The 21,658-nt window shown below is 62.4% G+C and carries 19 protein-coding genes and 1 pseudogene; 6 read left to right on the top strand and 14 right to left on the bottom strand.

Annotated elements, in window-relative coordinates; translation table 11 throughout:
- Positions 1-8 precede the first annotated feature (8 nt).
- Positions 9-2,828: an RHS repeat-associated core domain-containing protein gene (locus tag E8F20_RS00110; protein WP_280281888.1), complete on the top strand. Its 2,820-nt coding sequence runs from the start codon at positions 9-11 to the stop codon at positions 2,826-2,828.
- Between the two features lie 2 nt (positions 2,829-2,830).
- A complete protein-coding gene (locus E8F20_RS00105; RefSeq protein WP_280281887.1) occupies positions 2,831-3,160 on the top strand; it encodes a hypothetical protein in 330 nt (109 codons plus the stop codon).
- 485 nt (positions 3,161-3,645) lie between these two features.
- Here E8F20_RS00105 and E8F20_RS00100 read toward each other — a convergent pair whose 3' ends face one another.
- The 4 genes from E8F20_RS00100 to E8F20_RS00085 form a co-directional block, all read right to left on the bottom strand.
- A complete protein-coding gene (locus tag E8F20_RS00100) occupies positions 3,646-3,843 on the bottom strand; it encodes a hypothetical protein (protein WP_280281886.1) in 198 nt (65 codons plus the stop codon).
- A gap of 20 nt (positions 3,844-3,863) precedes the next feature.
- Entirely contained in the window at positions 3,864-4,280 is a 417-nt protein-coding gene (locus tag E8F20_RS00095) for a helix-turn-helix domain-containing protein (RefSeq protein ID WP_280281885.1), read from the bottom strand.
- Between the two features lie 321 nt (positions 4,281-4,601).
- Entirely contained in the window at positions 4,602-5,219 is a 618-nt protein-coding gene (locus tag E8F20_RS00090) for a DNA cytosine methyltransferase (RefSeq protein WP_280281884.1), read from the bottom strand.
- A gap of 300 nt (positions 5,220-5,519) precedes the next feature.
- On the bottom strand, positions 5,520-5,744 hold the full coding sequence (locus tag E8F20_RS00085) for a DNA-binding protein (RefSeq protein WP_280281883.1): 225 nt from the start codon (positions 5,742-5,744) through the stop codon (positions 5,520-5,522).
- Positions 5,745-5,864: 120 nt separating this feature from the next.
- On the opposite strand from E8F20_RS00085, the gene E8F20_RS00080 reads away from it, so the two are divergent.
- Positions 5,865-6,149 (top strand): XRE family transcriptional regulator, encoded by a 285-nt coding sequence (locus E8F20_RS00080; protein WP_280281882.1) that lies wholly within the window; start codon positions 5,865-5,867, stop codon positions 6,147-6,149.
- A gap of 46 nt (positions 6,150-6,195) precedes the next feature.
- On the top strand, positions 6,196-6,903 hold the full coding sequence (locus E8F20_RS00075; RefSeq protein ID WP_280281881.1) for a hypothetical protein: 708 nt from the start codon (positions 6,196-6,198) through the stop codon (positions 6,901-6,903).
- Between the two features lie 389 nt (positions 6,904-7,292).
- Here E8F20_RS00075 and E8F20_RS00070 read toward each other — a convergent pair whose 3' ends face one another.
- The 8 genes from E8F20_RS00070 to fdnG form a co-directional block, all read right to left on the bottom strand.
- Entirely contained in the window at positions 7,293-7,622 is a 330-nt protein-coding gene (locus tag E8F20_RS00070; RefSeq protein ID WP_280281880.1) for a type II toxin-antitoxin system RelE/ParE family toxin, read from the bottom strand.
- Positions 7,619-7,855 (bottom strand): type II toxin-antitoxin system ParD family antitoxin, encoded by a 237-nt coding sequence (locus tag E8F20_RS00065; RefSeq protein ID WP_137821134.1) that lies wholly within the window; start codon positions 7,853-7,855, stop codon positions 7,619-7,621. The genes E8F20_RS00070 and E8F20_RS00065 overlap by 4 nt, the downstream gene beginning before the upstream one ends.
- 224 nt (positions 7,856-8,079) lie before the next feature.
- Complete coding sequence (gene selB, locus E8F20_RS00060; RefSeq protein ID WP_280281879.1) at positions 8,080-9,993, bottom strand: selenocysteine-specific translation elongation factor; 1,914 nt, start codon at positions 9,991-9,993, stop codon at positions 8,080-8,082.
- Positions 9,990-11,396, bottom strand: a complete 1,407-nt coding sequence (gene selA, locus E8F20_RS00055; protein WP_280281878.1) for an L-seryl-tRNA(Sec) selenium transferase — start codon at positions 11,394-11,396, stop codon at positions 9,990-9,992. Before selA ends, selB begins: the two co-directional genes overlap by 4 nt.
- A 49-nt stretch (positions 11,397-11,445) precedes the next feature.
- Positions 11,446-12,375 carry a formate dehydrogenase accessory protein FdhE gene (fdhE, locus tag E8F20_RS00050; protein ID WP_280281877.1) on the bottom strand — a complete coding sequence of 310 codons (930 nt, stop codon included), beginning with the start codon at positions 12,373-12,375 and terminating at the stop codon, positions 11,446-11,448.
- 135 nt (positions 12,376-12,510) lie between these two features.
- Positions 12,511-13,140, bottom strand: a complete 630-nt coding sequence (locus tag E8F20_RS00045; RefSeq protein WP_280281876.1) for a formate dehydrogenase subunit gamma — start codon at positions 13,138-13,140, stop codon at positions 12,511-12,513.
- A 69-nt stretch (positions 13,141-13,209) separates the two neighbouring features.
- Positions 13,210-14,115, bottom strand: a complete 906-nt coding sequence (gene fdxH / locus E8F20_RS00040; protein WP_280281875.1) for a formate dehydrogenase subunit beta — start codon at positions 14,113-14,115, stop codon at positions 13,210-13,212.
- Between the two features lie 11 nt (positions 14,116-14,126).
- On the bottom strand, positions 14,127-17,201 hold the full coding sequence (gene fdnG / locus E8F20_RS00035) for a formate dehydrogenase-N subunit alpha (protein WP_280281874.1): 3,075 nt from the start codon (positions 17,199-17,201) through the stop codon (positions 14,127-14,129).
- A gap of 259 nt (positions 17,202-17,460) precedes the next feature.
- Between fdnG and E8F20_RS00030 the strand changes: the two genes are divergently transcribed.
- The gene (locus tag E8F20_RS00030; RefSeq protein WP_280281873.1) at positions 17,461-17,907 is read left to right on the top strand and encodes a DMT family transporter; all 447 of its coding nucleotides are present in this window, start codon (positions 17,461-17,463) and stop codon (positions 17,905-17,907) included.
- A gap of 85 nt (positions 17,908-17,992) precedes the next feature.
- Positions 17,993-19,159: a GGDEF domain-containing protein gene (locus tag E8F20_RS00025; protein WP_280281872.1), complete on the top strand. Its 1,167-nt coding sequence runs from the start codon at positions 17,993-17,995 to the stop codon at positions 19,157-19,159.
- A gap of 183 nt (positions 19,160-19,342) precedes the next feature.
- Here E8F20_RS00025 and E8F20_RS00020 read toward each other — a convergent pair whose 3' ends face one another.
- Both E8F20_RS00020 and E8F20_RS00015 read right to left on the bottom strand, forming a co-directional pair.
- Complete coding sequence (locus tag E8F20_RS00020; protein ID WP_280281871.1) at positions 19,343-21,274, bottom strand: methyl-accepting chemotaxis protein; 1,932 nt, start codon at positions 21,272-21,274, stop codon at positions 19,343-19,345.
- Between the two features lie 132 nt (positions 21,275-21,406).
- Positions 21,407-21,658 (bottom strand): annotated as a pseudogene (locus tag E8F20_RS00015) (penicillin-binding protein 1C); the annotation flags it as partial.

The following is a 21,658-nucleotide window of genomic DNA, read 5'->3' as shown; positions in this document are numbered from 1 at the left end:
ACTGAACCATGTACCCAGTGCTATCCCGCACTCTGCTGGCGGCGGCGTTGATTGCCGTCACCGGTTTGTCCGCCCAAGCGGCTTCCCGCAGTTGGAGCTACACCTACACCGCCCAAGGCCTGCTGGAATCGGCCAACGGGCCGCGTACCGATATGGCCGACGTCACCCAGTACGCCTACGACGCCCAAGGCAACCTGACCCAGGTGACCAACGCTCTGGGCCATATCACCCAGCTCTCGAACTTCGATGCCCAGGGGCACCCGCAGACCATCACCGATGCAAATGGCGTGGTCACCACCCTGACCTACAGTTGGCAAGGTTGGCTGACCTCGATCAGTACAGCGGGGAGCACCACCAGTTTCGAGCACGACGCGGTGGGCCAGATCATCAAGCTCACCCGGGGCGACGGTAGCTGGTTGGCTTACACCTACGACGGTGCCCGCCGCCTGACCGCTATCAGCAACAACCTCGGCGAGAAGGTTGAGTTCGACCTCGATGCCATGGGCAATCGCACCGCGCAGCGGATCAAGGACCCCTCCAGCAATCTGACCCAGCAACAGCAGTGGGTGTATGACGAGCTCGGCCGCTTGCTGCATTCAGTAGGCGCTGCCGGGCAGACCAGCCAGTATCAGTACGACCTCAACGACAATCCCACCGGCACCACCAACCCGCGCAACTTCAGCCACAGCCGCAGCTTCGACGCCCTGGATCGACTGGTCAGCAGTACGGACCCGCTGAATGGCGTCACCAATCTGGCCTACGACGCCCAGGACAACCTCACTGAGGTCAAGGACCCGCGCGGGGTCACCACTCGCTATGTGTACGACGGCCTGGGTAACTTGACCCAGCAGATCAGCCCGGACAGTGGCAATACTAGCTACGAGTACGACGCGGCCGGCAATGTGACCAAGCGCACCGACGCCCGGGGCGTGGTCACCACCTACAGCTACGACGCATTGAACCGCCTGACCGCTCGCCAGTACCCGGCCAAGCCGGCGCTGAACGTGCAGTACCACTACGACATGACTGCCGACGGCAACCACGGCATTGGCCGTCTCACCGCCGTGCAGGACGCCAGCGGGGTACTGGGCTACCACTACGACGCGCAAGGCAATCTCACCGGGCAGCTCCGTTCGGTGGCGGTGAACGGCGCCGACCAGTACGACAGCCTGCAATTTGCCTATGACGGCGCAAACCAGCTCAACCGCATCGACTATCCAGTAGGCTTCAGCGTGCTGTATCAGCGCAATGCTGCAGGCCAGGTCAATGAGGTGCAGCTAGTAGTCGGCAACAACCCGCCCGCGACCTTCGCCAACAACCTGAGCTACCTGCCCTTCGGCCCATTGAAGAGCCTAACCTGGGCCAACGGCGTCAGTCTCAGCCGCAGTTACGACCAGGACTACCGGCTGACCACGCAAGCAGTGGCTGGTTGGAACAGCCAGTACGGTTACGACGCCAACAGCAACATCACCCAACTCACCAGCACCCTGCTCGGCAATCTCAACTACAGCTACGACGCGCTCGACCGTCTGACTGAGGAAAAGCACGCCAGCCGCCAGCAAGCCTATGGCTACGACGCGGTGGGCAACCGCACCAGCAAAGCCACCACGCCGATAGTGGATGGTGAACCGCAGAGCACTTCCACTCTCACCTACCAGTACGCGACCACCAGCAACCGTCTGACCCAGATCGGTGACGTGCCGGTCGAAAGTGATGCCGCTGGCAACCTCACCCAGGACCGCGCCGACCGCCAGATGGTCTATGACGAGCAGAACCGTCTGGTGGCCGTGAAGTTCGGCGGTGCCATCGTGGCGGAGTACCGCTACAACGCCCTCGGCCAGCGCACCCACAAACTCACCCCGCAAGGCACGACCACCTTCCTGTATGGGCCGGACGGCCAGTTGCTCGGTGAGCAGCAGTTCAATTACCTGGGCAAGAAGACCCGTGGCCAGTACTACCTCTGGCTGGATCGCCTGCCACTGGGCGGTGTCACCGTGGTCTATGACGGCCAGGGCGCCATCGCCAGCAGCACGCCGTTCTACCTGCATAGCGATCACCTCAACACACCGCGACTGGCCACCGACACGAACCAGCAAAGCGTGTGGCAGTGGACGGGGGATGCTTTTGGGGTAGGACTCGCCAACGGTAGCCTGGTGCTGAACCTGCGATTCCCTGGGCAGTACTTCGACCAAGAGAGCGGGCTGCACTACAACTACTTCCGCGATTACGACCCGCAGACCGGGCGCTATGTGGAGAGTGATCCGATTGGGCTGCTTGGGGGATTGAATACTTTTGGCTATGTGAGGGGTAACTCTCTTCGATTCATTGATCCGTCTGGGCTAGATATCGCTGTAATTGAAAACGGAGCAACTGACGGGAACCCAATAGGCCATACTGCGATAGCCGTTACCGGAGCGGGCGTCTATAGTTTTGGAAATGCCACTCCGGCCGGCGGAAGCGTTAAAGATTACATACGTCGCGAAGCCCCTAGGCGCAACACAAACATATACATAATTAAAACAACAAAAGAACAAGACCAGGCTGTTCTGAGAAATTTACGGTCATACAAAGACACACGACTACCCGGTGACTTTGCGAGCATCGCATATGCAGATAACTGCTCAACAAGAACAAACTCAGCGCTATCTGCAGCAGGAATTGCATACCCATATGAAACTGACCTCGCGACGGGCCAGCCTATTACCGTTCTACCAAGCCAACCAGGCAGTGCAGGATATCGAGCGATTTCTGCAGGAGCTGTAGAGGTAGAGATACCCAAGAAATCTAATTCAATACCTGCTGAAATTGATCAATTCGAACCGAGGTAAAAATGTCTAAGAAAAAAACCGTTTCTCTCGTAATATTTGCGATCATTTTGCTAGCCGGATTCATCACCTCATGGAAAAACATGAATTATTCAGATGGGTTTGAATCCATTGGAAAGGGCATGACTGAAGAGCAGGTTACCGATGCCATGGGCAAGTCAGACCTTCGGCGACTTGGCTGCCGAGACACTCCTACATGGCAAGGCGACAAGATCCAAGAAGATCACTGCGGCTTTGAGCTTCAGTACAATGCATTTCTGCTCCCAAAATTCTGGACAATTGGATTTGGGAAAGACGGAGCAGTAATTTCTAAATATGAGTACGTTTCCCCCTAAAGCAGGAAAACCATGACGTTCACGGCATGCGTTCTCCGCATGCCTAACCGTCTAAAAGCTCTAAGAGAAGCAAAAAACTTTCAACACCAAAAAAATAGCAGCACAACTTAGAAATCAAATAAAGCTAAAAATGGAGTGGCACACCCTAATTTCAGGTGTGTAGCACTCCATTTTTTTAATTTTTGAAGCACTCTCCAGCCTCTGAAAACCCCGGAGATAGCTGTATCAACGCTTTCAGCGGTGCGTTCAGGCCTTTTCGGTTTCGGGTATCACGCTGGGCCGGCACAGCGTTCACGTTGATGCAGCGCCTGCAGACGCGGGAACTGTCGAAAAAGTGTCGAACTCAGTGAGACCTTAAGCACCATTTCGGACCGTAGCAGTGGAGCTGAACCCAGCAATCACGCCGCTTTGCTCTCCACTACCACGCAAGAACTAGGGTTTGAAGCCCGGCCACGCCACCGGGCGTGCTTGCCTTCCATGTCGATCTACAAGGCTTTTTCCGTGCCGTCTTGCACTGCAAGCGCGGAGGTGTCGAAGAACTGTCGAAAATCACTCGGGTTGCATTCCAGAAAGGCCTGGAAGTGCCCCGGCGCCAGGTGAGCGTAGCGCATGGACAGGCCATTGCTCTCAGCCAACACACCGACCTGGTCGACGTTGATCCAGACGTACAGTTGCCGATTCATCAGCGAGCCTTGTCGCCAGGCTAGGTGGCCGAGGACTTTTCAATGGCGTGCAGCAGGCGGTCCAGTTCATCGGACTCGGGATTGATCTTGCCGGAATGAGCCGCCGAAGATTTGTTGAATGCGCGAAGTACCTGAGCACTCGCCGCCCCTGCAATCTCATCGGGCACCTCCACCGACACTTTCAGCCCCAGCTCTTGCATGACCTGGAACAGCAGGCCCCATTGCACGGTTTCGCCACCGCGCTCGACCTTGCCGAGGAAGTTTTCGCTCACGCCAATAACGCCAGCGGCCACGTCTTGGCGCATATCCATGGCCTTTCGGCAGGCCCGGATGAGATGGCCCAGGGCTTTTGGAGAATCGATTGGCACATTCACTGAAAAATCCCCACGCTCATAAGGAAAACCGAGCGATGCTGAGCTGCACGAAATAATCCACATGGTCGTGAGGATTTCTTTAATCAGAGTGCATAGCTACTCGGAATCCTCACGTACGCAAGGATTATAGTCACAGAACAGACCAAGCCAAAAAAATCCTCACGTTCGAGAGGATTCTTGGCGCAGGGCGTTGCCCTTGCCGTCTCGCTCAGCATGCGGGGAGGTTTTGATGAACTGCCGAAATCCCAGGTGGGGCCGTATTCCAGAACATCCAGGAGGTGGCCTGGCACCCGGTGTGCAAACCCATGGTCATCGACAGTACGGGGTGCCTCACACTCAGTGAGCTGCGCGAAATTTCCGCGTGATCCTGAGGACATAAGCAAGTCACTCGTTGGCGCAAGGCCGCCCGGCAAGCTGGTCGATCACGTAGCGGCCCCACTGGTCAGCCATCGCGTCGGCGATGCCTTGGTGAGTGCGGCAAAGGCTCTTCCAGCGTTCGGGGCCGGAGTTGGGCGCCATGTACAGCGCGGCCGGATCGCGCTCGCAAACGATGTGGGTGGGTTGCAGCTTCGGCAGGTTCTCCAGCCAGAAGTGGATATACCTGCGCTCGCCGTGGCCGAACATCCAGGGCTGGACAGTCTGGTCGGGCTTGCGGATCTGCGTGGAAATCACCGACGTGGGGCCCTTCAGGGCTTTGAAACGAATCGGGGCGGCCAGCAGGGTGCGCACAAAATCGACCGCCCTGCCCTGCCTGCCGTCGGCGATCTTGGCGGCGAAATAGCGGGCACCGGAGACGGCGAGGTCAATGTGCGGCGGGTGGGCGATCAGTAGGTCCCAGCCCAGGTCCAGCAGTTCGCAGACATCCCCCAGGACGTGTTCGCCATCGGTTTCCGAGGGCAGCAGGTCGCAGCTCACCGCATGGAAGCCGACACGGGTCAGGGCGTCGCGTATGCGGCCGGAAAATTCGCAGGCCACCAAGGCCCTGGGTTGGCGCTCAGACACGGCTCAGTGCTCCCTGCCGAACAGTTCGCAAAGGGGCATGGAAGGCGTGGGCGCGCCGCTGCCATACACAACAAGCCAATACTTCAGCGCGCGGCGCACGCGCCCGTGTTTCCCGCAGAACAAGACCAGTGAGCAGGCCCGGCGCCCAGCGGCCCTGGATATCCGTGCGGGGCGGCCGTGCTCGCAGGACATGGACCGGGAATGAACGCACTTCGCCCGTTCGCATGGGCACCAGCAGACAGAGCAGACGCAATGCTCGGCGCGGGCGAGGCGCCGGTAGCGGTCGAAAGTGTCGATGGCTCATGCCCTTCGCTCCTTCTCCAGCAGCTGCTGCGTCAGGAGCGCCACGTTGACCATCACGTACTTCCCCACCTTGTGCGATGGGATATAGCCGTTGCGAATCCAGCCCCACACCACCTCGTGTTCATCGCTCATCCGTATCCAGTCGGCGAACTCGCGCCAGGGCATCACCGGCGGCGGGCTGAGCAGGTCCTTAAGCGAGAGGGTCGTTCCTTCCACATCCATGGCCTTTGTTGCACTATGTTGGTCTTTACTTACATGTAACTAGAGTCAATATGACTCAATCTATTTCGAGCATATTCAGCTCAAGTCATTTTGACTATAGTTTATTTAGATGAATCAGGAATGATCAAAGAGCGCGTTATAACCATCCTCTCCTGGTCGGATATCAGGCTGCCCAAGCTGGAGGAGATGACCGGCATCAGTCGCTACACCTGGAGCAACCTGAAGAATCCCTCCAAGTCTCGGGAGATCAAGGAAGAGGAGATCCTGGCCATTGCCAAGGTATTCCCGCAGTTCCGTTGGTGGCTTTTAACGGGTGAAGTGATGCCGGAGGCAGGCCAGATCAGTCCCGGATATGAAGACGCTCAGCGCGAGACCTCATCTCAGCAAGGCGCGGAAAAGCGCTAGCCAAGAAGGCCGTAGGTTGCTGACTTCAAAGGAGTGAAGTGAAGAAATGAAAGCGGACTGGGATGACGCACCGAACTACCTGAAAGCATCGCGAGGGGCCGGCAATATTCGTAAATGGCTAATCGCCAGCCTGATCGGTACCAGCATCACCGCCGGCCTGCTCTACCTGGCAGGTGCCCGAATCCCCTTCCTGCAAAACTCCGCGCCGGTCGCAACGATCGAGCAGCCGCAGGACAACTACTCTCCCCTCCCTCCTTTCGAAGAACAGGACCCAAATCAGCCGACTGCTGAGGAAATGTTCTGGTCCAGCGTCAAGCAGCAAGAAGCCGAGCGCAAAGCCCAGATCAAACAAACCGAATACAACGACCAGAACTACACGCCGCGCCAGCCTGAGAACGTGGTGAGCATGGAAGGGGTAAGACAGTCATCCGCCTATCAACAGCCCGTCCAGCAGACAACCACACGCAGCAGGACCATTGAGAAGCATGGCGAGTGGATCGATAAGTGGAGCGGCGGCGCCCGTTACTACGCTACGTGGACCATTGTGAATAACTACATCGATGGCGGCAGCGTATGCGGCAACCACAAGCGCGGTTCGATTGACTATCGGGAATGCAGGAAGGGTGCTAAGCAGTTCTTCAAAGATGAATGCCGGGTATGGGGAGAACGGTGGCAGAGCGACAGAGAGCCACGAAGCGACCGAATGAAGCAGAGGTATTGCTCGGCGGCAAGTAGCTTTAGCCCTATGGGCTAACACGCGCCACTATCAAGCCAACTTAACAACCATAAAGCCAATCTTACTACTCGAGACACTAAAAATCGCGAGACAAAACGAGACAATAGAATCTCTAAACAATCTGATAAATCCGTACAAAAGCATGCAAGATGGATACACAAATATTTTTAATATCGCCCAAAGCATCTCCCCCACGGACATATTCGCCACAAAGGAAAGCAACACCCAAGTGGCAACATAAAAATCAGCAAACCTAAAACTCAAAAAATAAAGAAGAAGATAAAGACTGACGCCACCCAAAAACAAAATAAGGGCATATTTATTGTATTCGATCCCGAAATACACCTTATGCTTCGATCACTCTCCGGGAGTCTCTGTTAATTGAATCAGGAAAAAAGGGGACAGATTTATTTTTTGTCGTTGTCCTGCATCCAAGCTGGAATATCCCTCATCCCATGCAGCACGCGCCATACGTCAATGTGATCGTCTCGTTCGATATAGAAGACCAGGTAGGGATAGCGCTTCAGCCCCCAGGAGCGCAGCCCCGGAAGATCGAGCTCATGGGCGTATCTCGATGAGCCGGACTCGGGATGTCGGCTGATGTGCTTGTAAGCTCGCTCCAGAGCATCGATATAGCCGAGTGCGGCCTGCTCGGATGTTTCGCTGAGGTAGTAGCTGATGGCGTCGTCGATATCCTGATTGGCCAGTGCCCTGGGGATGATGGGCTTGGCCTTCATGCCTTGGCGTTCCGTACCCGGTTGCGCAGTGCTTCGAAGTAGTTGTCATCGGCCGGGGCGGCGGGGGAGGAGGCGGCACCTTCCAGGAGCAGATTGCGCAGACGCTGTCGGTCCTGGTCCTTGCGGATCAGTTCGCGGACATACTCGCTACTGGTGCCGTAGCCGCGCTGGCTGACCTGGTCGTCGACAAAGCTCTTGAGGGCGTCGGGCAGGGAGATGTTCATGGTGCTCATGGGAGTCCACCTTTTGGCAAAATTTGCCAAAGTATCTTAGCACCTGGTTCCGCTGGCAGGTGTCGAAGAAGTGTCGAAGCCACTGGCACGAACTGGCCAGAATCGACATTCGCGATTGGCTGAGAAGCCCATAACGGCAGGCTTTGCGACGTAACGAGCTAGCAATCTGCAGGGTTTGAAACCCAACCCCGCTACCAAGCGTGCTTGCCTTCCAAAACTTGTGATCAGGGCGTAGGCGCTTGCGCCAAGGCTGAGTCTTCCCTGATCTTGCGTTGGTCGCCGATGCGGCGGGTGAAGCCGATGCGGTCGAAGTATTCCAGTAGCTGGATGCTACGTTTACGGCCGATGGCGAGGCGGTCGCGCCAGTGGGCGGCCTTGATGCTGCCGTGTTCATCCTGCAGTTGCCGGGCCAGTGTCGCCAGTTGGCGGATGGTCGCATCCGGGTAGAACAGGTCTTTTACCACCTGGTGCAGTTGGCCGAGGCGCGCGAGTTTGCGTTCCAGCAGGCGCATGGCGCCCTCTTCCACGGTCAGTTCGCGGGCGAGTTCGCGGACCCAGGGTGGGTCGAAGCCGCCGGCTTCCAGCAGTGGCCAGATGCGTTGGCGCAGGGCTTCGTCCTCGGGGCTGAGTTGTACGCGGTGGTCGGGCAGGTGCAGCCAGGGGCCGCTGGCTTGCACGGCGCCGCTGGCGAGGTGGTGTTCCAGTAGGGCGATGAAGATGGGGCGTTCCAGTCCGGAAAGCGCGTAGCGGCGCAGGCGGTCGCGGTCGGGGCCGAGTTCGTCGGGCAGTTCGGCGTGGAAGCGCGCGAGGCCATCGACCAGTTGTTGCGCCAGGGCCTGCCAGCCTTGTTGTGCGAAGAGGCGCGGGCCGAGGCGGGTGGGGATTTCCACAGCGCCTTCGGGCAGCACCCAACCTGTGCGTGGGCGGTTGAACTGGCGTTCCAGCCGTTGCGGGTCGAGGCCGTTGTGAGCCGTGCTCAGCAAGGCTGGCAAGGCGGCTTCCAGCTTCTCTGCGCGCAGGGCGTCAAGTTCGGCCAGGCGTTCGGGCGTGCGGCGGTTGCGGGCAGGCGCGAAGGGGTCGAGTACGCGGCCACCGCCGAGGGTGCGTTGGGCGGACTGGTCGCGCAGCACCAGGCGGTCGCCGTGGACCGCGTGTGCAGGGGCGTTGAGCAGCAGCTGGGCAAAGGTACGACGGCCGGGGGCAAGGCTGTTGTGCTCCAGCAGGGCGACTCGGCCAGTGACATCCTGGGCGCCGAGGTGGATATGCACCGGCGTCCAGTGGGCGAGGTCGTGGGGCTCGCCGGGGAGGAGGCGCAGGTCGATGTCCAGTCGGGTGCTGGGTGCCAGCAAGGGCGGCGCCAGTAGCCAGTCACCCCGGTGAAGGTGCTCCAGGGCCAGGCGTTCTCCGGCGATGTTCAGGGCCACGCGCTGGCCGGCGCAGGCTTCGTCTACCTGTTGGTTGCGGGCGTGCAGGCCGCGTACGCGCACTGTCCTGCCGGATGGGCTGAGCACCAGTTCGTCGCCCACTTTCACCTGCCCGGCAAAGGCGGTGCCGGTGACCACCACGCCCGCACCGGACACGCTGAAGGCCCGGTCGATGGGCAGGCGGAAATGGCCGTCAGCGCTGCGCCCAGCGGTAAGGTTCGCCTCGGCCAACAAGGCGCTGCGCAAGGCGTCGACGCCCTTCCCGCTCAGGCTATCCACAGGGAAGAGTTCAGCCCCGGCCAGCGCACTGGGCGCCAGCAGGGCGACGACTTCGGCGCGCGCCTGTTCGACGCGCCTGGGCGCTACCCGGCCGGTCTTGGTCAGCGCCACCAGGGCGCGGCGAATGCCGAGCAGTTCGGCGATGGCGAGGTGCTCGCGGGTCTGCGGCATCACGCCGTCGTCGGCGGCGACCACCAGCAGCAGCAGGTCGATGCCGCAGGCGCCGGCCAGCATGTTGTGGACGAAGCGCTCGTGGCCGGGCACGTCGATGAAGGCGGTGGGCTGGCCGTCGCCCAAGTCGGCATGCAGGTAGCCGAGGTCGATGGTGATGCCGCGCTCGCGCTCGGCCGGGCGGCGGTCGCCGTCCAGTCCGGTGAGGGCTTTGAGGAGGGCGGTCTTGCCGTGGTCGATATGGCCCGCCGTGCCGACTATCACTCAGCGGCCCCCTGCAGGTGCGGCAGTTGGGCGATGAAGGCCGGTTCGTCGTCGAGCTGGCGCAAGTCGAGCCAGAGGGCGTCGTCGTCGAGTCGGCCGATCACGGGAATGGGCAGGGTGCGCAGGCTGTCTTCGAGTTGGCGCAGCGCGCGGCCGCGCAGGCGTTTGGGCTGTTGCGGTCGTAGGCACAGGGCTGCACTGGGCAGGCGCGCCACAGGCTGGGCACCGCTGCCGATCATGCCGAGGGCGGGCTCCACGCTCACCCGCCAGGCGCTGCCGAGCTGGGTGGTCACCAGCAGGGCGATGCGTTCGGCCTGGGCGCGGATGTCGGCCTGCGGGCGGCTGAGCAGGCGCAAGGTGGTAAGGCGTTCGGCGAGGCGCTCCGGGTCGCGATAGAGACCGAGTACGGCTTCGAGGGCGGCGAGGGTCAGCTTGTCCACGCGCAGTGCGCGTTTGAGCGGGTTTTTCTTGATCCGCCCGATCAGTTCCTTGCTGCCGAGGATTAGGCCGGCCTGTGGGCCGCCGAGCAATTTGTCGCCGCTGAAGGTGACGATATCGGCGCCGTCGCGCAGGGCTTCCTGCACGGTGGGCTCCTTGGGCAGGCCCCAGCGGGCGAGGTCGACCAGCGTGCCGCTGCCAAGGTCTTCCAGCAGCGGCAGGCCGTGGCGGTGGGCGATGGTGGAAAGCTCCGCCGTGGGCACGCTGGCGGTGAACCCCTGCACGCTGTAGTTGCTGGTGTGCACGCGCATGAGCAGGCCGGTGCGCGGGCCGATGGCGCCTTCATAGTCCTTGGCATGGGTGCGATTGGTGGTGCCCACTTCCACCAGCTTGACGCTGGCGCGGGCCATGATGTCGGGGATGCGGAACGCGCCGCCGATCTCGATCAGTTCGCCCCGGCTGATCACGCCTTCCTTGCGTGCGCCCAGGCTGTTCAGCGCCAGCAGCACGGCAGCGGCGTTGTTGTTGACGACGGTGACCGCCTCGGCGCCGGTGAGCTCACGGATCAGCCCGGTGATGAGGTCGTCGCGGTCGCCGCGCTTGCCGGTGGCCAGGTCGAATTCCAGATTGAGCGGGTAGCGTGCGGCGAGGGTGATGGCGTCGATGGCCTCGGTCGGCAGCAGGGCGCGGCCGAGGTTGGTGTGCAGGACGGTGCCGGTGAGGTTGAACACGCGCCGCACCCGGCTGGAATGCCAGGCGGCGAGCCGTTCGCCAGCACGGCCGGCGAGCACGGCGTCGGTCAGTTCGATGGCAGCGAGTTGACCTTGGCGGGCGGGTTCGCGCAGTTCATCCAGCAGGTCGCGCAGGGTCTTGAGCAACGCCTCGCGGCCGTATCGCTGTTGCAGGGGAGCGCAGGCCGGGCTGCGCAGCAGGCGGTCGACTGAGGGCAAGCGAGCGGCCGACATGGGCATTCCTTAGCGTGGGGCAATCAGGTCCGTTGTTGAGTCTAGGTGCTTATTCCGATCCGGGAGCCAGCAGGAGGTTGGGCGCGCGGCGCAGGTAGCCCTCTTCGCTCAGGCGCAGGTCGAGATCGAGGCTGGCCAGGTCGTCGGCCTGGGCTTCGGCTTCGGCGTCGAACTCCAGGTAGCACTGCTTGAGGTAGCCCTGGCAGTTGGGGCAGGCCTCGGCACGGATCGGCGCCTGTTCGCCCTTCACGCCGTCGCGGTCGAGCGAGAGATGGGCCAGGTGCTTGCTCTCCTGGCAGTGGCTGCATTTCAGCCGCACGTAGTGCCATTCGCAGGAGCACAGCGAGCAGGCGAGGTAGCGCAGGCCGTTGTACTTGCCGCGATGACGGACCATGCCGGCCACTGGCGGTGAGCCACAGGCCGGGCAGAGGACCTTGGCCTCGCTCTCCACGATCACGTCATCGGGCAGGGCCAGCAGCCAGTGGCTGAAGGCGACTTGCAGGGCAGCGCCAACGAAGGGGGCGATGGCGGGTGGCAGCAAGTCGAACTGGCCACTGAGCAGCGCCACGCCCCAGGTCTTGCGCTGGGCGGTGTCGGCGATCTTGAGTTGCTGAACGGCTTCGGCAACGGCGGGATTGGTGATGGCCTCTACGCGAACCAGCAGCGCATCCAGGGCGGCCAGCCAGCCGTCGGCGCGCACCAGGGCTTCGAAGGCAATGGGCGGCATGCCGTGTTCGCGACTGCGGGCAACGGCCTCGGGCGCTGGCCCGGGGAGCGCGGGTGGGTTGTCGAGGACCTGTTGCTGGGCTTCGCACAGAACAGCCACCAGCAACAGGTAGCCGGCCAGCGGATGGCCAGCGGCAAGCTGACGCAGGCGCTCGGCGCGAACGCGGAACAGGTCACGGCCGGGTACATGAAGGAAGGGTGGGATGTTGGCTGCGGCCTCGATCTGGCCGGGTTCGAGTATCTGGCCTGCCACGCAGGACTCCTTCAGTGGATTGGCTGTGTGTAGGGTGGGTGGAGCAACGCGATACCCGCCGTTTGCGCGTATTTGATGGGTTTCGCTTCGCTCTAGCGGAACGCCGCCCGCGCCATCCTACGGTCGTTCTCTTACTCAGCGCTTGCCCTCCTCCTTGCTGACTTGCTTGTACCAGGCGCCGTGGTGCTTGCGGGCCCAGCCCTTGCTGACCCAGCCGTGGAGCATGGCGCTGATGGAGCCCTTGATCCAGATGCCGGCGTAGATGTGGACGATGATGCTGAGGATCAGCACCCAGGCGGCGAAGGCGTGCAGCAGCGCGGCGAGGCGGATGATGTCGATGCCGAACAGGTGGCTGAAGTACTGCCGCCAGATCACCACGCCTGTGGCCAGCAGCACCAGCATGCTGAGCAGCAGCACCCAGAACAGCAGCTTCTGGCCGGCGTTGTAGCGCCCGACTTCGGGCAGCTTGTCTTCGCGGTTATTCACCACATCCTTCCACTGCTTCAGCCATTGGCTATCGGACTTTTCCCAGCGGTTGTGGTGGGCGAAGCGCAGGGCCAGCCAGATGAAGAAGAGGAACATGGCCACGCCGAGGAAGGGATGCAGGATGCGTGTCCAGGGCCCACCGCCGAAGAAGCTGGTCAGCCAGAACAGGGACGGGTGGAACAGCGCCAGGCCGGAGAGCCCGGCAAGGAAGAACAGGATGGCCACCGCCCAGTGATTGCTGCGCTCGGAGGGGGTGTAGCGCTCGATGTCTTTGTTCATGTCCAGCTCCTGGTCAGGGTGAAGTTCCCTCACCCCGGCCCTCTCCCAGAGGGAGAGGGGGCGTTTATCTCAGCTCGGCGATTTCGGGTCGACTTTGTGCACCGCCGCATCGCCACGTGGCGCTTCGTCTTCTTCCACCTTGTTCGGGCCGACCCGCACGTAATGGAAGAAGCCGAACAGCGCCACCACGCCCATGGCCAGCAGGCCCAGGGGTTTGGTGACGCCTTTCCACAGGCTGACCATGGGGCTGATGGCGGGCTCGTCCGGCAGGCCGGCGTAGAGCGAGGGCTTGTCGGCGTGGTGCAGCACGTACATGACGTGGGTGCCGCCAACGCCCGCCGGGTCGTAGAGACCTGCGTGCTCGAAGCCGCGTGATTTCAGGTCGACGATGCGCTCGGCGGCGTGTTCCTTCATGTCTTCCTTGCTGCCGAAGACGATGGCGCCCGTCGGGCAGGTTTTCACGCAGGCCGGCTCCAGCCCCACGGACACGCGGTCGGAACACAGGGTGCACTTGTAGGCTTTGTGGTCCTTCTGCGAGATGCGCGGGATGTCGAACGGGCAGCCGGTAATGCAGTAGCCGCAGCCGATGCATTTGTCCTGGTTGAAGTCGACGATGCCGTTGGCGTATTTCACGATGGCGCCGGGGCTCGGGCAGGCCGCGAGGCAGCCCGGTTCGTCGCAGTGCATGCAGCCGTCCTTGCGGATCAGCCACTCCAGGTTGCCGGTCTCGGTCTCATGCTCGGTGAAGCGCATCAGGGTCCAGGTGTTGGCCGTGAGGTCTGCCGGGTTGTCGTAGGTGCCGTGGTTCTGGCCGACCTCGTCACGCAGGTCGTTCCATTCCGAGCACGCCACCTGGCAGGCCTTGCAGCCGATGCACTTGGAGACGTCGATGAGCTTGGCCACCTCGTCCATCTGGCGCACGGATGGCATGGGCGTGGTGGTGGCGGAGCGGGCGATGATGTCTTGTGATGCCATGGCTCAGCTCCTCATGCCTTTTCCACTTTCACCAGGAACGACTTGAACTCCGGTGTCTGCGTATTGCCGTCGCCGACGAAGGGAGTAAGCGTGTTGGTGATGTAGCCGGGGCGCGCCACACCGGAGAAGCCCCAGTGCAGCGGAATGCCGACCTGGTGCACGGTCTTGCCGTCCACGGTCAGCGGTTTCAGGCGCTTGGTCACCACTGCCACCGCCTTGATGAAGCCGCGGTTGGAGGAGACCTTGACCCGATCACCCGCCGCGATGCCCAGTTCCTTGGCCAGCACTTCGCTGATCTCGACGAACTGCTCGGGCTGGGTGATCGCGTTCAGCCGGCAGTGCTTGGTCCAGAAGTGGAAGTGCTCGGTGAGGCGGTAGGTGGTGGCGGCGATGGGGAAGTCGGTCGCCTTGCCGAACGCTTCCCAGTCGCCCTTGAACACCCGCGCGGCCGGGTTGCTGGTGACCTTGGCGTGCTCCGGGTGCAAGGGGTTGCGCCCGATGGGGGTCTCGAAGGGTTCGTAGTGCTCGGGGAACGGGCCTTCGTTCATCTTGTCGAGGGCGAAGAAACGCGCCACGCCTTCGGGGTTCATGATGAACGGGCTCATGCCCGCTTCCGGCGCGACGTCAGCCTTGTAGTCCGGCACGTCGGTGCCGGTCCAGGCCTTGCCGTTCCACCACACCAGGCGTTTCTTCTCCGGGTTCCACGGCTTGCCGGAGGGGTCGGCCGAGGCACGGTTATAGAGGATGCGCCGGTTCGCCGGCCAGGCCCAGGCCCAGCCGAGGGTCTGCCCCATGGCATAGGGGTCGGCATTGTCGCGGCGAGCCATCTGGTTACCAGCAGCGGTCCAGCAGCCGGCGAAGATCCAGCAGCCACTGGCAGTACTGCCGTCGTCGCGCAGTACGGCAAAGCCCGGCACTTGTTCGCCGGCCTTGAGCAGCACCGCTCCGGTAGCCGGGTCGGTGAGGTCGGCCAGGGCCTTGCCGTTGAATTCGCGGGCGATCTCATCCGGACCAGGTTCATCCGGCCGCAGGTAGCTCCAGTCCAGCCCCAGGATCGGGTCGGGGAAGGCGCCGCCGTCTTTCGTGTAGGCCGTGCGCAGGCGATGCAACAGGCCGCCCATGATGGCGATGTCAGTACGCGCCTGGCCCGGTGGTTCGGCGCCCTTCCAGTGCCACTGCAACCAGCGCCCGCTGTTGACCAGGGAGCCGTCTTCCTCCGCAAAGCAGGTGGTGGGCAAGCGGAATACCGTGGTCTGGATGCTGGCGGTGTCGACATCGTTGAACTCGCCGGCATTGCGCCAGAACTCGGAGGTCTCGGTGGCCAGCGGGTCCATGACCACCAGGTACTTCAGCTTACTGAGGCTTTCAGTGACCTTGGCCTTGTTGGGGAAGGAGCCAATGGGGTTGAAGCCCTGGCAGAAGTAGCCGTTCACCTTGCCCTGATGCATCAGGTCGAAGTAACGCAACACGTCATAGGCCGGTACATCGAGTTTGGGCAACCAGTCGTAGCACCAGTTGTTCTCGGCAGTGGCCGACTTGCCGAACCAGGCCTTCATCAGGCTGACGTGGAACTTGCCGTAGTTCTGCCAGTAGGACATCTGCCCCGGTCGCACCGGCTTGGCCGCGCGCTTGTCGATGTACGCGGCGTAGTCCTGCTCGGCATCAGCCGGCAGGGTCAGGTAGCCCGGCAGGGAGTTGGAGAGCAGGCCAAGGTCGGTCAGGCCCTGGATGTTGGAGTGGCCGCGCAGGGCGTTCATGCCACCGCCCGGCATGCCGATATTGCCGAGCAGGAGCTGCACCATGGCGCCGGTGCGGATCATCTGCGAGCCCACTGAGTGCTGGGTCCAGCCCAGGGCATACATGATGGTCATGGTCTTGCGCGGGTCGGAGGTTTCCGCAACCTGGCTCCAGACCTTTTCCAGTTGCTCCTTCGGCGTGCCGCAGATACTGCTGACGAGATCCGGCGTGTAGCGGCTGTAGTGCTGCTTCATCAGCTGGAACACGCAGCGCGGGTCCTGCAGGGTCATGTCGGAGCGCACGTAGCCGTCTTCGCCCTTGGCATAGCTCCAGCTGGACTTGTCGGGATAGGCACGCTTGGCCTCGTCGTAACCGCTGAACAGGCCGTCCTGGAAGGTAAAGCCTTCGTTCACGATGAAGGGCGCGTCGGTGTAATTGCGCACGTACTCGTGCTGGATCTTGTCCTGGCTGATCAGGTAGTTGATCAGGCCGCCGAGGAAAGCGATGTCGGTGCCAGTACGGATCGGCGCGTAGTAGTCGGCAACGGAGGCCGAGCGGGTGAAGCGCGGATCGACCACGATCAGCCGGGCGTTGTTGTGCGCCTTGGCTTCGGTGACCCACTTGAATCCACACGGGTGGGCTTCGGCGGCGTTGCCGCCCATGATCAGCACCAGATCGGCATTCTTGATGTCGGTCCAGTGGTTCGTCATGGCTCCACGGCCAAACGTCGGGGCAAGACCTGCCACCGTCGGGCCATGTCAGACACGCGCTTGGTTATCGAACCCCAACATGCCAAGGGAGCGCACCACCTTGTGGGTGATGTAGCCGGCCTCGTTGGAGGACGCCGACGCCGCGAGGAAACCCGTGGTCAGCCAACGGTTCACCGTCTGGCCCTGGTCGTTCTTCTCGACGAAGTTGGCGTCGCGGTCGGCCTTCATGAGCTTGGCGATGCGGTCGAGGGCGTCATCCCACTCGATGCGCTTCCACTCACTGGAGCCGGGCTCGCGAATCTCCGGGTACTTGAGGCGGTTGGGGCTGTGGACGAAGTCCAGCAAGCCGGCGCCCTTCGGGCAGAGGGTTCCACGGTTCACCGGGTGATCCGCGTCGCCTTCGATATGGATGATGTTCTGCGCGACGTTCTTCGCCGCGTCGCCCTGGCTGTACATGATCAGGCCGCAGCCGACCGAGCAGTAAGGGCAGGTGTTGCGCGTCTCGACAGTGCGCGCCAGTTTGAAATGGCGCACCTGGTCGGCGAAGGCTTCCGGGGGCGCTACCCCCAGAGCCGCCAGGCTCGATCCTCCAAGGCCCACGGCACAGACCTTGAAGAACTGACGACGATTCATGTCCATCGTGTTCTCCCTCATCAGGCAGGCCCTGCCCAGTACATAGCTGGGCAGGCATATCCAATAAAAGGGTAGTCAGGTTCGGGGGTAATGCCAGAAAGGGGGCCTGGAGGGGCGCGGGTGGCAACCTATTCGCAGACTGTCGAATCCCGACAGGTCTACAACCGAGCGCCAACATACTCAAGGGAGAAACGTAGTGGCCTTGAAGGAACTGCATGGCGACGATCGGGCATACTACGCGCCCCTATTTTCCCCGGAGATCGCCATGCCCAAGGCCTGGTGGCTACTCGCCCTTCCCTTCGTGGCCGGCTCATTCCTGCCCTTGCAGGCCGGCATCAACGGCCAACTCGCCAAGCAGGTTTCCAGTGTCATGAGTGCGGCGCTGGTGTCCTTCATGGTGGGCACCCTTGCGCTGCTCACCGTGGTGCTGATGCAACGCGACCTGCCAACGTTCGAGGCGCTCAAGGGCGTGACCTGGTGGCAGTGGAGCGGCGGCCTGCTGGGCGCCGTGTTCATCGCGACTGCCGCCTTCGCCGGGCCGCGCATCGGTGCGCTGCTGTTCATGGCACTGGTGCTGGCCGGCCAACTAAGCATGGCGCTGATGCTGGATCACTTCGGCTGGGCCGGTTACCGCGAAGCCCCCATCAGCATGGGCAAGCTGGCCGGTCTGGCGCTGATCATCGGCGGCGTCTGGCTCATTCGTCGGGGATAAACGGAAGCAATGTCAATCTGATGTCATTGACGCAATGGAACGGCTAAGCTCAGCCGATCTCTGCTGTATCTGTGATCACAAAAAGATGACCGACGCCGATCTACCTCATTCCCCAGAGCGATTCAGTCTCTGGCGCGAAGTGCAGGACACCCGCACACGCACAAGGCTTGGCGGCGTCTACTATTTGCTGGCCTGGCTACTCTGCTGGTCGTTCAGTGCAGCCCCCATGCAGCACCTGGCCGTGGGGCTGGCCGGCAGCGCCTTCTTTACCCTGATGCTGGCTGCGCGCGTGCTGCACCATCCGCCCGCCGCGGGCAGCGAGTCCGAACTGCAACGCTGGCTGGACCGTCACTGGGGCGTGATCCTGGTGTCATCCATCGGCTGGGGCCTGGCCCATGCCTGGGTGCTGTTGTCGCCCGATTTTCTATCGTCCAGGTTGATCGGCACCCTGGCCACCGTCGCATTCAGCACCGCCATGGCCTTCAACTTCGCCATGCGCCGACGCCGCGCGATAGTGGCCATCCTCCTGCTGTACCTGCCGGGGCTGCTGGCGTTGAGTGTGTCGCCAGACAGCACGCGCGCCGAGCTGATCACCCTCATCTTCTACCTCAGCTACCTGCTGCTGGCACTGAACCGCAGCCACCGCGAGTACAGCACCATGATTGCGCTGGAGCTGCAGTTGCTGGAACAACGCCAGCGCCTGGATACCCTGAGCCGCACCGACGGCCTGACCCAACTGGGCAACCGCTACCAATTCAACAACCTGTTCCCGGCGATGTGCGCCAGCGCCCAGCGCCATGGCGGCAAGTTGTCACTGCTGCTGATGGATATCGACTTCTTCAAGCGGGTCAACGACGAACACGGCCACAGCATGGGTGATGCCTGCCTGCGGGCGTTCGGCGAGCGCATGCGCGCGTTCTTCCGCCGCGACAGCGATGCCTTACTGCGCCTGGGCGGCGAGGAGTTCGGCGTGCTGATGCCAGACACCAGCATGGAGCAGGCCCGCCAATTGGCCGAGCTGTTCCGTGAGGACCTGGCCAATCGCGGCTTTGAACTCGACGGCCAGCACTTGCCGGTTACCGCGAGCCTGGGCCTGGGCTGTTTCGACGAGCGCGACGGCGGCAGTGCCGAGGCCTTCTTCAAGCGTGTGGACGATGCGCTGTACCGCGCCAAGGCACTGGGGCGGGACCGATTGGAATTGGCGGAGGCAGAGCCTGGCCCTGCGTCGCTATCCCCCGGCCCCTCTCCCTGACGAAGAGAAGGGTGACTCGCGCTGGAGCCTCCCGACATCCGCCGCACCGTTCTCTTTAGGGGCGAATTCATTGGCGATGCCTGCACGCCGTAGGCGCTGGCCCGGTGGTAGATCTCGCAACCGCTAACGCAGACATAGCGAGTTCATTCGCCAAGCGGGACAACGTCCCGCCGTCCGCTCCCCTTACAACCTGAACTTGCCCACCTGTTGCGCCAGGTCGCCAGCCAGGCGGCTGAGGGTCTGGCATTCCTCGCGGCAGCCACGCACTTCGCTGGCCGTGGCATGGGCCAGGTCGGCGATGCCCTGGACGTTGCGGTTGATTTCCTCGGTCACCGAGGACTGCTCTTCGGTCGCAGCCGCCACCTGGTGGTTCATGTCGCTGATGCGTTCCACCTGGTCGATGATCGCGCCCAGCGAGGTGCCGGTGCGCTGGCTGGCTTCCACACCGGTGCCGGTGGCCGCCTGGCCAGCGTGCATGGAGTGCACCGCGGTTTCGGCGCCGTGCTTGAGGCGCTGGATCATCTGCTGGATTTCATCGGTGGAGGACTGGGTACGACTGGCCAGCGTGCGCACTTCATCGGCAACCACGGCGAAGCCACGGCCCATCTCGCCGGCGCGGGCGGCTTCGATGGCGGCGTTGAGCGCCAGCAGGTTGGTCTGTTCGGAGATGCCGCGGATCACCGCCAACACCTGGTCGATGGACGCCACCTGGCTGGCCAGTTCGCTCACCGCCGAGGCCGCCACGCCGATCTCGTTGGACATCTTCTCGATATGCCCCACCGACTCGCCCACAACCTGGCGCGCCTGCAGGGACTCATCACGCGCGTGCTGCGACGCCTGGGCGGCTGCGCCGGCGTTACGGGCGATCTCCTGCACGGTGAGCCCCATTTCGTGAACAGCCGTGGCCACCATGTCGGTCATTTCCTGCTGCTGGCCGGCGCGACCGGCGGTGTTGTCCACCACCTGGGCCACTTGGCCGACCACCTTGTGCAGACGCTCGCTGGTGTCCAGCACTTCGCCGATCAGGCTGCGCTGGCTTTCCAAAAAGCGGTTGAAGCCACGGGCGAGGTCGCCCAGTTCGTCTGCGCGGGACTCATCCAGGCGACGGGTCAGGTCACCACCACCGCCGCCGATTTCCACCAGCGCCGCGGTAACCTGGCGGATCGGCCGCACCAACCCGCGAGCCAGTAGCACCACCAGCAGCAAGCAGACGGTGAGCACGCCGAAGCCGGCGAAGCTGCTGGTCCACATGGCCTTGCGCGCTTCGGCATAGATTTCCGCCTCGGGCACTTCACTCACCAGCAGCCAGCCGACGCTTTCCAGCGGGCGGGCCAGGGCGAGGTATTCCTCTCCGTCACGGCTGAAGCGAATCGCTTTGCCAGCGGAGGCCAGCAGTTCGGTCGCTGGGCTCGCGCCAAACACATCCGCCAGGCGCGCGCTGCCGTTGAGCGCGGCGTCCGGGTGGACCTTGATACCGCCTTCGCGGTCCATCAGGAACACGCGACCGCGTTCGCCAAAGCGGAAGTCGCGGATCATCTCGGACATGGACTGCAGGCTGTAGCCCAGGCCGGACACACCGAGCGTCTTGCCGTTGCGGCTGATGCGCTGGTTGATGAACAGGGTTGGCAGGCGGGTGCCCTTGTCGATGTCGATTTCCAGCACCCGGTTACGGTCGCTGTCCACCAACTTGTAGAACCACTGGTTCTCCGGCTGGCTGCGGTCGATGGTGCGTGCCAGGCCCTGGCCGGTGTAGTAGTGGCCGCTGTCCATCACGGCGATGGAGGTGGTGGTGGCGTTCTGTTGGGCACGCACGCCTTCCAGGTAGCGGGCAAAGGCTTCGACTCGGGACGGATCTTCACCTTCGCTCAGCCAGTCCTGCACCAGCGCGTTTTCGGCAATACCGGCGTTGGCGGTAATGGGCGCCGCAAGGGTGCGCTCCAGGGAATTGCCAATGGCCTCTACGCGGGCAGGCAAGGCTTCATCCAGCAGAAAACGTTCGGTCAGGCGGTTCATCAGTACCGAATAGATGCCGATGACGATGAGGATGCCGGCGAGCAGGGCTGTGCCCATGCTGAAGATCAGCTGCCACTGAATGCTGCGTTGCCAGAGGCGCATGGAGTTGTCTCCTTGGAATGCTTGTTGGAGTCGAGACGAGGGCGGGCGATTGTATACAAAACACTCGACAATTTTCCCACTCTTTGCCAACAAGGCTTATCGGCGGACACCGTCAAAAACTTGAACGAACGGTCAGTCCGTGACAGTGAACTCCAGACGAGTGGTCTGCCCGGCCTCATCCAGCACGCTCAACTGGTGCCGGCCACTGCGTCGGAACGCCTGGCTGAAGCTCTCTTCCGGCGCCGTCGAGACAAGCGGCGTGCCATTGAGGAACCACCAGCGCCGGCCGCTACCACCCAGAGTCGAGAGTTTGAGCCGCAGCGGCCCGTCGATGCCCGACGGGCGGCGCAGTTGGTCGCCCTCGCGCACCCCGACGATGGACAG

Origin of the sequence: Pseudomonas sp. BN415 (genome assembly GCF_029871195.1) — a bacterium.
In the GTDB taxonomy this organism is placed as follows: Bacteria; Pseudomonadota; Gammaproteobacteria; order Pseudomonadales; family Pseudomonadaceae; genus Metapseudomonas; species Metapseudomonas resinovorans.
This window is presented reverse-complemented; position numbering and strand designations above follow the sequence as displayed.

Coding starts and splice junctions, on each gene's coding strand:
- E8F20_RS00065 (WP_137821134.1), bottom strand. CDS start 7,855: ATGAGCACCATGAACATCTCCCTGCCCGACGCCCTCAAGAGCTTTGTC.
- E8F20_RS00105 (WP_280281887.1), top strand. CDS start 2,831: ATGTCTAAGAAAAAAACCGTTTCTCTCGTAATATTTGCGATCATTTTG.
- E8F20_RS00095 (WP_280281885.1), bottom strand. CDS start 4,280: ATGTGGATTATTTCGTGCAGCTCAGCATCGCTCGGTTTTCCTTATGAG.
- E8F20_RS00080 (WP_280281882.1), top strand. CDS start 5,865: ATGATCAAAGAGCGCGTTATAACCATCCTCTCCTGGTCGGATATCAGG.
- E8F20_RS00030 (WP_280281873.1), top strand. CDS start 17,461: ATGCCCAAGGCCTGGTGGCTACTCGCCCTTCCCTTCGTGGCCGGCTCA.
- E8F20_RS00085 (WP_280281883.1), bottom strand. CDS start 5,744: ATGGATGTGGAAGGAACGACCCTCTCGCTTAAGGACCTGCTCAGCCCG.
- E8F20_RS00025 (WP_280281872.1), top strand. CDS start 17,993: ATGACCGACGCCGATCTACCTCATTCCCCAGAGCGATTCAGTCTCTGG.
- fdxH (WP_280281875.1), bottom strand. CDS start 14,115: ATGGCATCACAAGACATCATCGCCCGCTCCGCCACCACCACGCCCATG.
- E8F20_RS00075 (WP_280281881.1), top strand. CDS start 6,196: ATGAAAGCGGACTGGGATGACGCACCGAACTACCTGAAAGCATCGCGA.
- E8F20_RS00110 (WP_280281888.1), top strand. CDS start 9: ATGTACCCAGTGCTATCCCGCACTCTGCTGGCGGCGGCGTTGATTGCC.
- E8F20_RS00100 (WP_280281886.1), bottom strand. CDS start 3,843: ATGAATCGGCAACTGTACGTCTGGATCAACGTCGACCAGGTCGGTGTG.
- E8F20_RS00045 (WP_280281876.1), bottom strand. CDS start 13,140: ATGAACAAAGACATCGAGCGCTACACCCCCTCCGAGCGCAGCAATCAC.
- E8F20_RS00020 (WP_280281871.1), bottom strand. CDS start 21,274: ATGCGCCTCTGGCAACGCAGCATTCAGTGGCAGCTGATCTTCAGCATG.
- E8F20_RS00070 (WP_280281880.1), bottom strand. CDS start 7,622: ATGAAGGCCAAGCCCATCATCCCCAGGGCACTGGCCAATCAGGATATC.
- selA (WP_280281878.1), bottom strand. CDS start 11,396: ATGTCGGCCGCTCGCTTGCCCTCAGTCGACCGCCTGCTGCGCAGCCCG.